Here is an 11,705-nt window from a genome sequence, read left to right on the forward strand (position 1 = left end):
AAAAATCAGGGAGGGGCGGCTCTATTGTGGTTAACCACATTTACGGCTTGTTGTTGATCTAACTCAATACATCCCCGTCATACTTCAAGCTGCTTATGCGTTGCCTGCACCCGCGCACCCCAGTCACTGACTTGAGTCAGCTCCTGGGGATTTGCGGGCTTGCCGCCTTTAAGCAACTCGAATTATTTAGGGGCTGGTTAATAAGGGTATTTCGGTGAACGGCATACAGATGAGATGCCTGGCATTATTAATGTCAGCGATCATGATGAGCAGCGTGGCATGGGCGCAGACATGGAGTATTGGCATTCTGGCGATGCGTGGAGAGGTATTAACGCGCAGCCACTGGCAACCGTTAGAAATGCAGCTCAATCAACAGATACCCGGTGAGCAGTTTCAACTTCAGGCGCTGGATCTGCATCAAATGCAGGAAGCCGTTAACCGCAAAACGGTACAGTTCGTGGTGACCAATCCAGCACAGTTTGTGCAACTGAACAGCCATTCACCGCTGCGCTGGCTGGCTTCTTTGCGTTCTGGTCGCGGTGGCCAGGCTGCGAGCAATGTTATCGGCAGTGTTATCCTGACCCGACGCGACGGTGGGATCGAAAGCGTACACGATCTGATTGGCAAAACCGTCGGCGCGATTGATGCGCAGGCTTTTGGTGGCTATTTGCTGGGCTATAAGGCGCTCAGTGATAACGGCATCCGCCCGGAACGGGACTTGAATTTGCGTTTCACGGGTTTCCCGGCCGATGCGCTGCTCTATTTGTTACGCGAAAAAGCTGTTCAGGCGGTGATTGTACCGGTGTGCCTGCTAGAGAATATGGATGAAGAGGGGCTGGTGCATAAAGAGGATTTTGTCGCGGTGTTAAAACAGCCATCCTCCATTCCCTGCTTAACCAGTACGCCGCTATATCCCAACTGGTCATTTGCGGCACTGCCGAGTGTCAGTGATGAACTGGCAGATCGCGTTACGAAAGTATTATTTAATACACCGCAGGGTTCGCCTTTTCGTTGGGGGGCCCCGGCTTCTACAAGCCAGGTCGAAACGCTGTTACACGACGTGCGTCAGCATCCACAGCAGCGGCGTCTGTGGCTGGATATCAAAAGCTGGCTAATACAACATCAATGGGTGATGGGTGGAGTTGCGCTGGTTCTGCTCATGCTCACGCTAAATTATATCTGGGTCATGCTACTGGTACGGCGGCGCGGTCAGCAGATAGAGCGTAATAATGTTCAGCTTCGTCAACAGGAGCAGGCGTTGGAAACGGCAAGACAAATGAGCGTGTTGGGGGAGATGACCTCCGGTTTCGCTCACGAACTGAATCAACCGCTTTCTGCTATTCGCCATTATGCCGAGGGATGCCTGATCCGCCTTGAATCTCAGAATGAACACCACCCGCTACAGACGGCGCTGAAAGAAATTGCCAGTCAGGCCCAGCGAGGTGGGGACACGCTGCGAAATCTGCGCCACTGGGTCAGCCAGGCGCAAGGTAATCCGGTCATGACGGAAGAGTGGGGCACCGTCAACATTCGTGACGCTATTTTGCACGTCTGGCAATTATTGCGCATGGCGCAGCACTTTCCGGCGATCACGCTGGAGCTGGACGTGAATTCAAAGCAGACCCTGTATTTGCCGCCAGTTCTGCTTGAACAGGTGCTGGCGAACCTTATCCTGAATGCAGCGCAGGCAGGTGCAAAAAAGGTGTGGATAGCGGCGGAGAGTCAAGGCGAGGGGACGCGAATCACCTTACAGGATAATGCCGGAGGGATGGATGACGAGTTACTGCATCACGTTTTCCAACCCTTTATGACGACCCGCGATGACGGAATGGGACTAGGGTTGGTGATTTGTCAGCGTCTGGTCCGGTATGGCCATGGAGAGATGACTATCAAGAATCAAAGGGCCGCTGATGGCCAAATGGGCGTGGCGGCAGTGTTAGATTTTACGCGCAGGGAGGAGCAAAAACGCGATGGCGAGAATTCATTTACTGGATGATGATGTGGCGGTCACTCAGGCCTGTGCATTTCTGCTTGAAAGCCTGGAATACGACGTTTGTTGCTGGAATGAAGGGGCGAAGTTTCTCGCTCAGGCTGACCTGTACCAGACGGGGGTATTGTTGTTGGACATGCGTATGCCGGGTATGGATGGTCAGGCTGTGCATGAGGAAATGTTGCAACGCGGCAGCACCCTGGCGGTGGTGTTCCTTACCGGTCATGGTGATGTCCCAATGGCTGTGGATCAGATGAAACGCGGCGCGATAGATTTTCTGCAAAAGCCCGTTTCTGCAAAACCGCTTCAGGTTGCGCTGGAACGCGCGTTGCTCGTTTCTGCGCAGACGTTCGATAGGCAAAAGATTGTCGCTTGTTATCAGCAACTCACACCAAAAGAGCGAGAATTAGCGGGGCTGGTGGCAAATGGGTTGATCAACCGTGAGATTGCCAACGCAATGAACATTGCGGTACGAACGGTGGAGGTGCACCGCGCCAGAGTGATGGAAAAAATGCAGGCGGGAAGCCTCGCTGAACTGGTGAACCGACTTCAACAGGTACGGGAGTCACTTCTTTTGCTGAGTTGAATGACGATAAAACAGTTAAATCCGCGCAAACAAAAAAGCCCGCTTACGTTTCTTTAAGCGGGCTTTCGAATTTGGCTCCTCTGACTGGAATCGCCTTTGCCAGTGGCCTTTGCGTGATAGGTATCGGTTGTTGGGGCACTCACTAAAGCCTGTGACCCCTGCTTATTTTATACCCCAAGACGGTCGCGCAGGCTGTAGTAAGCCGCCCCCATAGCGGTAAACGGAATGCGGAAAGTGCGGCCCCCCGGGAACGGGTAATGCGGCAGATTCGCAAAGGCATTGAAGCGTTCTGCATCACCGCGCAGCAACTCGGCTATCAGTCGACCCGCCAGATGGGTATAGGTGACGCCATGCCCGCTGCAACCCTGACTGTAATAAATATTGTTATCCAGACGCCCAACCTGCGGCAGGCGCGATAGCGTCAGCAGGAAGTTGCCGGTCCAGCTGTAGTCGATTTTCACCCCTTTCAGCTGCGGGAAGGTCTTCAGCAGATTTGGCATCACCAGACGCTCAATGTCTGCCGGATCGCGTGCGCCGTACACCACACCGCCACCGTACAGCAGACGGTTATCTGCGGTCAGACGGTAGTAATCCAGCAGATAGTTACAGTCTTCCACGCAGTAGTTATTCGGGATAAGCGAACGCGCGACCTCTGCGTCCAGCGGCTCAGTGGTCAATACTTGCGTACCACATGGCATGCTGCGTTTCGCCAGTTCCGGCTCCACTTTATCGCCCAGATAGGCGTTCCCCGCCACAATCACATATTTTGCCGTCACTTTGCCTTTAGCGGTATTCACCACCGCCGGGCTGGTGTGCTGAATGTGGGTAACCGGTGATTGCTCAAACACCCGGCCACCGTTCAGACGGATGGCGTTCGCTTCGCCAATCGCCAGATTCAGCGGATGAATATGGCCGCCGCTGTGATCGAGCAGTGCGCCGACGTATCTGTCGCTGTTCACTTCACGCTTCAACTCGTTAGCATCCAGCAGCTCAAGTTGGGTGTTGCCGTAGCGCTCCCAGTTGGCTTTTTGCTCTTCCAGCTTTTCCAGTTGCTTATGGTTCATCGCCACAAACAGGCCGCCCGGGCGATAATCGCACTCTATCTGATAGCGTTTAATGCGTTCGCGGATGATCTGCCCGCCTTCGAACATCATGCTACCGAGCATTTTTGCCGCTTCAGGGCCGTAGGAGCGCTCAATGACATCGATATCGCGGCTATAAGAGTTAACTAACTGGCCGCCGTTGCGCCCGCTGGCACCGAAGCCGATGCGCGAGGCTTCGAGCAGCACCACGTCGTAACCCATTTCTGACAGATGCAGTGCCGAGGAAAGCCCAGTGTAACCGCCGCCGACCACACACACGTCACAGGTGAGGGACTCGTTCAGCTCAGGAAACGGTTCATACTGATTGGCGCTTGCGGCGTAATAGCTGGTGGTATGTTCAGTCATGATTAAGACTCCAGTGAAATCCAGATGGTTTTCAGTTCGCTAAATTTTTCCAGGGCGTGAAGAGATTTATCGCGCCCGTTGCCGCTTTGTTTGTAACCGCCAAACGGCACGGTCATATCGCCATCGTTATAGTTATTGACGAAAACGGAGCCTGCTTTCAGGCGGCGACTCATGCAGTGCGCACGCGAAAGGTCACGGGTCCATACGGCAGCACCGAGGCCATAATCGCTGTTGTTGGCGATTTCCAGCGCTTGTGCTTCCGAAGTGAAACGGGTGATGACCAGAACTGGCCCGAAGATTTCATCGCGGCTCACGCTGGAAGTTGGGTTGGTGTCGAGGAAAATCGTCGGCCCAATAGCGGCAGGATGCTGGCCGTCACGGCCATCCAGCGCCAGTTTCCCTTCCGTTTCGCCGTGACGAATAAAACCGTGTACGGTATCTGCGTGGGCGTTATCAATCAGCGTGCCCATCGTGGTATTCGGGTCGAGCGGGTTGCCTGGCTGCCAGTTTTTTGCCTGCTCTTTCAGGAGTTCGATAAATTCGTCGGCAATGCTGTCTTCCAGCAACAGGCGCGTTCCGGCGATACACACCTGGCCCTGGTTGTAGAAAATCCCCGCAGCTGCCGTGGCGGCGGCTTTTGCTAAATCCGGGCAGTCGGCAAACACGATATTGGCACTTTTACCCCCGGCTTCCAGCCAGACACGCTTCATGTTGCTATCGCCTGCGTCTTTCAGCAGTTGCTTGCCTGTGCGGGTAGAACCTGTAAAGGTGATAACGTCCACATCCGGATGCTGAGACAACGCCTGGCCTGCTTCGTGACCAAAGCCTGGAATGACGTTAAACACGCCGTCGGGTAAACCGGCTTCTTTCGCCAGTTGCGCCAGGCGAATGGCGGTTAAAGGGGATTTTTCGGAAGGTTTGAGGATAACGCTGTTACCCGTAGCCAGCGCTGGGCCGAGCTTCCAGCAGGCCAGCAGTAATGGGAAGTTCCAAGGCACAACGGCCGCAATTACACCCACTGGTTCACGCACGATCAGCGCCAAATCATTCACACCCGTGGTGGCAACTTCACCGTAAACTTTATCAATCGCTTCGGCGTACCAGCGGATGGCGCGGGCACTACCGGGAATATCATCACGCAGGCTATGGCGAATAGGCTTGCCGGTATCCAGTGTCTCCAGCAGCGCCAGTTCCTCGTGATGCTGTTCCATTAAATCTGCCAGCTTATTTAATACGGCTTTACGTTTGGCGGGTGAGGCCTGCGACCAGTCGCCGCGCTCGAAAACATCACGTGCCGCGCGAACGGCAATATCAACGTCGGCTTTTTTACCCCGCGCAACCTGTGCCAGAGTGCGTTGTGCTGCCGGATCGAGAATATCGAAGGTGCTATTATCCTGAGTCGCGCAATATTCACCGTTAATAAACAAACGGGTTTCTATCGCGATATTTTTCGCTTTTTCCTGCCAGTAGTTCAGATTCTGAAAGTCCATGCCAACTCCTTATAACTCAATAAGATAATCGGTTTTCCCAGGTTGCAGTCGTCATAATCTGGCTGCAAGATGCCCCAGGAAATAAATCCTGTAAAAAAGCATCGTATTAGGGTGGCCTGAGTAACTCAGGCCGATTTATTCAGCGTATGGAAATCAGAACGTGGTGGGGGTATGAGCACTGATAATGCGGCAGATGCCTGCCGAGGTGTTGCTGAAGCTGTGAGGTATGCCGGTATTGATGGCATAACTTTGCCCTGCAACGAGGTGATATGTCTGCCCGTTAACGGTCAGTATCACTTCACCTTCCAGTATCGTGCCGATTTCCTCACCCTGGTGTTTGATCCTCTCTCCGGTTGTTGTTCCCGGTGGGTAAGTCTCGAAGATCATGGCCAGTGTACGGTTCGGGTTTCCGTTATGTACTAACTTCATTGACACACCCTGACTGCCGATCTCAATCAGGTCATCCTGATTAATAATCACCTGCGGCTCATCAGGTTTTTCCGGTTCTGCGAAGAACTCGGAGAGCGACAGCCCATAAACTTTCAGCAGCTTTTGCAGCGAACTGATAGCAGGACTGACTTTGTCCTGTTCTATGGTGCTGATGGCGCTATGCGTTAATCCAGACAGTTCGGCGGCACGACGTTGTGAAAGCCCCAATTGTTGGCGGATCTCTGACAAACGTTTACCCGGCGCCAGGCCGTCATCGCTCATAGTTGCTTTTCCTTAACGGTAATGGTCAGAGCCGCTGCTTTTCAGCGAGGTGGTTCTGACAAGCGGTGATAAAACCTTCAAGCAACATACGCGACAGCGCGTATTCGCTACTGTTCCATTCAGGATGCCATTGCACACCCAGAGCGAACGGGTGATCGTGAATACTGGCCGCTTCAACCAGACCATCCTGTGAGCGTGCTTCCACGCGCAGCAATGGGCCCAGTGTTTTCGCGCCTTGTCCATGTAGCGAGTTCACCCAAAACGTGTTGCAACCCGGTATTAGCTTTGAAAGCAATCCTCCTTGCTGAACCTGGACTTCATGAGATGGAGCGTACTGTTGCTCCACCGAAAGCTCTGGATCTTCACGGTGTTCCAAAAACTCTGGTTGATCGCACAGGCGACGATACAGAGTCCCTCCCGTTGCAACAACAAGTTCCTGCAATCCACGACAGATGGCGAAAATGGGGATGCGCCTTTCCAGACCCGCGTTGATTAACGCCAGGCTCAGTTCGTCACGCCCGGGATCGGCGTCAGGCTCATCGCCGTTTTCACCATACAGGTGCGGCTGCACGTTACTGGGGCTGCCTGGCAGGAAGATGCCATCGAGTTTGGGCAGCAAAGCATTCAGGAGTTCCGGCTCCGCCAGCGCATGCGGCAGAGCAATCGGCAAACCGCCCGCATTTAATACGGCATTCAGGTACTTTTCTTGCAATGTTTGGGTCTGGTGACCCTTAAGCCTGTTCCTGCACATCACTACACCGATAACCGGCTTGTCAAATATATTGCCCATGATCGACCTCACATTCTGGACTAAATTATTGCCAAACTAACCCGTATTACTCTTTTTTGCTCAATATCGTTCAATATATTTTCAATCTAGCAGCGTGATAACCTATTTGCAAACTCACGTTAACATTTGACAAACATTTAAAATGGAGCCATTGTCGAAAAGTGGACATTATATTTAACGGTCGAAATCAGCGACTGGCATCCAAAGCAACGGCGGTGAATCATGGAAACCAATATCGTAGAAGTTGAGAGTTTTGTTCAGCATTCCGAAGAGAGACGAAGTAGCGCGTTCGCCCGTGAAGTAAAGACTTACCTCGAACGCTATCCCAATACCCAATATGTCGATGTTTTACTGACTGACCTGAACGGCTGCTTCCGTGGAAAACGCATTCCTGTATCCAGCCTGCGTAAAATAGAGAAGGGCTGCTACTTCCCGGCCTCTGTTTTTGCGATGGATATTCTTGGTAACGTGGTTGAAGAAGCAGGTCTGGGCCAGGAATTAGGTGAACCGGATCACAACTGTGTACCGGTGCTGGGCACCCTAACCCCGTCAGCGGCGGACCCGGAATTTATCGGTCAGGTGCAACTGACGATGCTGGATGAAGATGGCGCTCCCTTTGACGTTGAGCCGCGGAACGTGCTTAACCGACTCTGGCAGCAATTGCGCCAGCGCGGTCTGTTCCCCGTGGTAGCGGTAGAGCTGGAGTTCTATTTACTTGACCGTCAACGTGACACCGAAGGGTATTTGCAGCCGCCGTGTGCGCCGGGCACCAATGACCGTAACACTCAGAGCCAGGTTTACTCTGTTGATAACCTTAACCATTTCGCCGATGTATTGACCGATATCGACGATCTGGCGTGCCTGCAATTGATTCCGGCCGATGGTGCAGTAGCTGAAGCCTCTCCGGGTCAGTTCGAAATAAACCTGCATCACACCGATAACGTGCTTGATGCCTGCGACGATGCGCTGGCGTTAAAACGCCTGGTGCGCACGGTGGCGGAAAAACACAAAATGCACGCCACTTTTATGGCGAAACCGTATGAAGAGCACGCCGGCAGCGGGATGCACATTCATATCAGTATCCTGAATGCGAAAGGTGAGAACGTGCTGGCCGACGCCGATGGCGAAGATTCAGCTCTTCTCAAGAAAATTCTTGCAGGGATGATAGACCTGATGCCTGCATCTATGGCGTTGTTAGCACCAAACGTAAACTCCTACCGTCGTTTCCAGCCTGGTATGTACGTGCCCACTCAGGCTTCATGGGGGCATAACAATCGTACTGTTGCGCTGCGCATCCCTTGTGGCGATCGTGACAATCACCGTGTCGAGTACCGCGTTGCAGGTGCAGATGCCAACCCTTATCTGGTGATGGCATCCATCCTCGCGGGCATTCTGCATGGTCTTAATAACGATTTGCCGCTGCATGAAGAAGTGGAAGGCAATGGGCTTGAGCAGGAAGGGCTGCCGTTCCCGATTCGTCAGAGTGATGCACTGTGGGAGTTCATGCAGAACGATAGCCTGCGCGAACTGATGGGCGAGCGCTTTAGCCATGTTTTCCACGCCTGTAAGAACGACGAGTTGATTCAGTTTGAGCGTTTGATCACAGAAACTGAAATTGAGTGGATGCTGAAAAACGCTTGATACCCCGTTTCTCCGGAAGCTTAAGCTTCCGGGCATTCAGGAAAGAATAAGCGGCTTGAAGTATGAAGGGTATACAGTCTGAGCGGAGTCAGACTGGACATTTGCAGGGCAACCTGCCATTCCCCGTAGCCGCGAAATGGATAACAGGCGGTAACGGGTCTTCAGTTAAACGACAATTTGTATGACGAGGAAATGAGATGATGCAGATGTTCAAATACCCGCACGGCGAAGGCGAATGCCGCTGCCGCATTGATTATGACGGACCCGTTACTGGTCATTGCCCGACGTTATTACCCCGAGATTTATTTTCTACCCCCAGGCTAAGCAGGTTTGCAATCACAACGCTACTATCGCAAAACTGTACACGCATGGGGGGACGTCATCATGGCGACTAACTCACCTGTTGAAGTCTCATCACAAGCGGGTAAACCGCAACTGCGTAAATCTTTAAAACTCTGGCAAGTGGTGGTGATGGGCCTGGCCTATCTCACGCCGATGTCGGTGTTTGACACCTTCGGCATTGTCTCGGGTATCAGCAATGGGCATGTGCCGGCGTCTTATATTCTTGCCCTGGCAGGCGTGTTGTTTACCGCTGTGAGCTACGGCAAACTGGTGCGCCAGTTCCCGCAAGCAGGCTCCGCCTACACCTACGCGCAAAAATCCATTAGCCCACATGTGGGTTTTATGGTGGGTTGGTCGTCGCTACTGGATTATCTTTTCCTGCCGATGATCAATGTGCTACTGGCAAAAATTTACCTGTCCGCACTTTTCCCTGAGGTTCCACCGTGGATTTGGGTCATCGGCTTTGTGGTTATTCTCACGGTTGCAAACTTGAAAAGCGTGAACTTGGTGGCAAACTTCAACACCCTGTTTGTACTGGTTCAGGTCTGTATCATGGTGGTGTTTATCATCCTTGTGGTGCAAGGGCTTCATAAAGGGGAGGGCGTTGGAACCGTCTGGACGTTACAACCTTTTATCAGCCAGAACGCGCACTTGATTCCGATAATCACCGGGGCCACGATTGTCTGCTTCTCGTTCCTGGGTTTTGATGCGGTCACAACACTTTCGGAAGAGACTCCGGATGCGGCTCGCACCATTCCAAAAGCTATCTTCCTGACAGCCGTCTATGGCGGGATCATCTTTATTGCGGCTTCGTTCTTTATGCAGTTGTTCTTCCCGGATATCAGTCGCTTTAAGAATCCTGATGCGGCGCTACCGGAAATTGCATTGTACGTGGGTGGCAAGTTATTCCAGTCAATTTTCCTGTGTACCACCTTCGTCAATACGTTGGCTTCGGGGCTGGCGTCACACGCCAGTGTTTCGCGCCTGTTGTATGTGATGGGGCGTGACAACGTCTTCCCGGAAAAATACTTCGGTTACGTGCACCCGAAATGGCGCACGCCAGCGCTCAATGTGGTGATGGTGGGCATCGTGTCTCTTTCGGCGCTGTTCTTCGACCTGGTGACCGCTACAGCATTAATTAACTTTGGTGCGCTGGTGGCGTTCACGTTTGTAAATCTTTCAGTATTCAACCACTTCTGGCGTCGGGAAGGGCGTAACAAAACCTGGAAAGATAAGCTGAACTATCTGATTATGCCGCTGATTGGCGCGGCGACGGTTGCCGTACTGTGGATCAATCTTGAAGAGACGTCTTTGACGCTGGGTCTGGTCTGGGCGGCGGTCGGTCTTGTGTATCTGGCCTGGCTCACGGGGCGTTTTCGCAAGCCGCCACCGCAGTTTGACGGCGCGAAAGCGGAACGGGCATGGGAGTAATTTTTATCCGGCCAGAAGCTAAAATTTAAAGAGTATTCGCCACCTTTAACGAAGAGGGGTGTACTTAAAAAACAAAAAGCCTGCTCAGGAAACTCAGCAGGCTTTAATTTGATATCTGCTCGATTATTTTCTTCCCTTCACTTTCGTTACTCTCAAGCAGAGCCATAATGGCAACCTTTCTAAGACAGATTGAAAGAAATTTCTGATTCGTGTTCGTCATATAAAATGTATGAGCCGTGTCACATTTAGTTGTGAAGAATTAAATATTCCTATTAATAACTTTATTAATAATTAATTATTCCATCCAAAGGCGCAGCACCGAAACTTTAACGTTGCCATTTGGCACGAAAAAATAGCGAGACAATGATGAAAATCGATTTAACAACCCTGACTACCGAAGGTCGCAATACTCACAGTGAAAACATCGACATGCTGTCTACCGAAGAGATGCTGCGGGTAATCAACCAGGAAGACCAAAAAGTGGCGCTGGCCGTTGAAAAGGTGATCCCGGCTATCACTCAGGCAGTCGATGTTATCGTTGCAGCTTTCCAGGAAGGGGGTCGCTTAATTTACTGCGGTGCGGGCACTTCGGGTCGCCTTGGAATTCTGGATGCCAGCGAATGCCCTCCAACCTACGGCACGCCGCGCGAGCAGGTGGTGGCGCTGATTGCTGGTGGTCACCAGGCCATTCTTCAGGCCGTTGAAAATGCTGAAGATAGCCTGACGATGGGCGTGGACGATCTAAAAAACCTGCAATTCAGTCAAAAAGATGTACTGGTAGGAATTGCCGCAAGCGGTCGTACACCTTACGTCGTCGCAGCACTCAACTATGCCAACAGCCTGGGTGCAACCACCGTTGCGCTGACCTGCAATGCGGGCAGTGAAATCACTCAAATAGCAAAGATTGCCATCATGCCTGTGGTGGGCGCGGAAGTGGTTACCGGGTCTTCACGTATGAAAGCCGGTACGGCACAAAAGCTGGTACTGAACATGCTGACCACCGGAGCGATGATCCGCAGCGGCAAGGTCTACGGCAATCTGATGGTGGATGTAGAAGCGACCAACCAGAAGCTCGTTCAGCGTCAAATCAACATCGTTATGCAGGCTACGGATTGCGACCATCAGACGGCTTCGGATGCGCTGGCTGCCTGTGATGGCCACTGCAAAACCGCCATCGTTATGGTGCTGGGTAAGTTGACCGCCGCGCAAGCTAAACAACTGTTAAATGATAACAATGGCTTTATTCGCAAGGCGTTAGCCAACACGGAGATCTAGC

Annotated in this window: 9 protein-coding genes; 5 read left to right on the forward strand and 4 right to left on the reverse strand. The window is 52.4% G+C overall.

The window, feature by feature from the left end; all coding sequences use genetic code 11:
* The first annotated feature begins 229 nt into the window (after window positions 1-229).
* A complete protein-coding gene (ttrS, locus tag OH773_RS08140) occupies window positions 230-1,996 on the forward strand; it encodes a tetrathionate respiration histidine kinase TtrS (RefSeq protein ID WP_442865658.1) in 1,767 nt (588 codons plus the stop codon).
* A complete protein-coding gene (gene ttrR / locus OH773_RS08145; protein ID WP_270144683.1) occupies window positions 1,971-2,576 on the forward strand; it encodes a tetrathionate respiration response regulator TtrR in 606 nt (201 codons plus the stop codon). The genes ttrS and ttrR overlap by 26 nt, the downstream gene beginning before the upstream one ends.
* 167 nt (window positions 2,577-2,743) lie before the next feature.
* On the opposite strand, the gene OH773_RS08150 is transcribed toward ttrR, so the two are convergent.
* The 4 genes from OH773_RS08150 to puuD form a co-directional block, all read right to left on the reverse strand.
* A complete protein-coding gene (locus OH773_RS08150) occupies window positions 2,744-4,024 on the reverse strand; it encodes an NAD(P)/FAD-dependent oxidoreductase (protein WP_270144685.1) in 1,281 nt (426 codons plus the stop codon).
* Between the two features lie 2 nt (window positions 4,025-4,026).
* Complete coding sequence (gene puuC / locus OH773_RS08155; RefSeq protein ID WP_270144686.1) at window positions 4,027-5,514, reverse strand: aldehyde dehydrogenase PuuC; 1,488 nt, start codon at window positions 5,512-5,514, stop codon at window positions 4,027-4,029.
* 153 nt (window positions 5,515-5,667) lie between these two features.
* Window positions 5,668-6,225, reverse strand: a complete 558-nt coding sequence (puuR, locus tag OH773_RS08160) for an HTH-type transcriptional regulator PuuR (RefSeq protein WP_270144688.1) — start codon at window positions 6,223-6,225, stop codon at window positions 5,668-5,670.
* 25 nt (window positions 6,226-6,250) lie between these two features.
* Complete coding sequence (gene puuD / locus OH773_RS08165) at window positions 6,251-7,015, reverse strand: gamma-glutamyl-gamma-aminobutyrate hydrolase (protein ID WP_183269675.1); 765 nt, start codon at window positions 7,013-7,015, stop codon at window positions 6,251-6,253.
* Between the two features lie 222 nt (window positions 7,016-7,237).
* Here puuD and OH773_RS08170 point away from each other — a divergent pair, with 222 nt between their 5' ends.
* The 3 genes from OH773_RS08170 to murQ all read left to right on the forward strand — a co-directional run bounded on the left by OH773_RS08170 (window position 7,238) and on the right by murQ (window position 11,704).
* Window positions 7,238-8,656 carry a glutamine synthetase family protein gene (locus OH773_RS08170; RefSeq protein ID WP_270144690.1) on the forward strand — a complete coding sequence of 473 codons (1,419 nt, stop codon included), beginning with the start codon at window positions 7,238-7,240 and terminating at the stop codon, window positions 8,654-8,656.
* A 384-nt stretch (window positions 8,657-9,040) separates the two neighbouring features.
* Complete coding sequence (locus OH773_RS08175) at window positions 9,041-10,429, forward strand: APC family permease (RefSeq protein ID WP_270144692.1); 1,389 nt, start codon at window positions 9,041-9,043, stop codon at window positions 10,427-10,429.
* Between the two features lie 366 nt (window positions 10,430-10,795).
* On the forward strand, window positions 10,796-11,704 hold the full coding sequence (gene murQ, locus OH773_RS08180; RefSeq protein WP_270145753.1) for an N-acetylmuramic acid 6-phosphate etherase: 909 nt from the start codon (window positions 10,796-10,798) through the stop codon (window positions 11,702-11,704).
* Window position 11,705 lies beyond the last annotated feature (1 nt).

This window comes from Buttiauxella sp. WJP83 (assembly GCF_027594725.1).
Classification (GTDB): domain Bacteria; phylum Pseudomonadota; class Gammaproteobacteria; order Enterobacterales; family Enterobacteriaceae; genus Buttiauxella; species Buttiauxella selenatireducens.

What these genes read in the sequence shown, in the direction of transcription:
- ttrS (WP_442865658.1), top strand. Translation starts at nt 230, where the DNA reads ATGAGATGCCTGGCATTATTAATGTCAGCGATCATGATGAGCAGCGTG.
- ttrR (WP_270144683.1), top strand. Translation starts at nt 1,971, where the DNA reads ATGGCGAGAATTCATTTACTGGATGATGATGTGGCGGTCACTCAGGCC.
- OH773_RS08150 (WP_270144685.1), bottom strand. Translation starts at nt 4,024, where the DNA reads ATGACTGAACATACCACCAGCTATTACGCCGCAAGCGCCAATCAGTAT.
- puuC (WP_270144686.1), bottom strand. Translation starts at nt 5,514, where the DNA reads ATGGACTTTCAGAATCTGAACTACTGGCAGGAAAAAGCGAAAAATATC.
- puuR (WP_270144688.1), bottom strand. Translation starts at nt 6,225, where the DNA reads ATGAGCGATGACGGCCTGGCGCCGGGTAAACGTTTGTCAGAGATCCGC.
- puuD (WP_183269675.1), bottom strand. Translation starts at nt 7,015, where the DNA reads ATGGGCAATATATTTGACAAGCCGGTTATCGGTGTAGTGATGTGCAGG.
- OH773_RS08170 (WP_270144690.1), top strand. Translation starts at nt 7,238, where the DNA reads ATGGAAACCAATATCGTAGAAGTTGAGAGTTTTGTTCAGCATTCCGAA.
- OH773_RS08175 (WP_270144692.1), top strand. Translation starts at nt 9,041, where the DNA reads ATGGCGACTAACTCACCTGTTGAAGTCTCATCACAAGCGGGTAAACCG.
- murQ (WP_270145753.1), top strand. Translation starts at nt 10,796, where the DNA reads ATGAAAATCGATTTAACAACCCTGACTACCGAAGGTCGCAATACTCAC.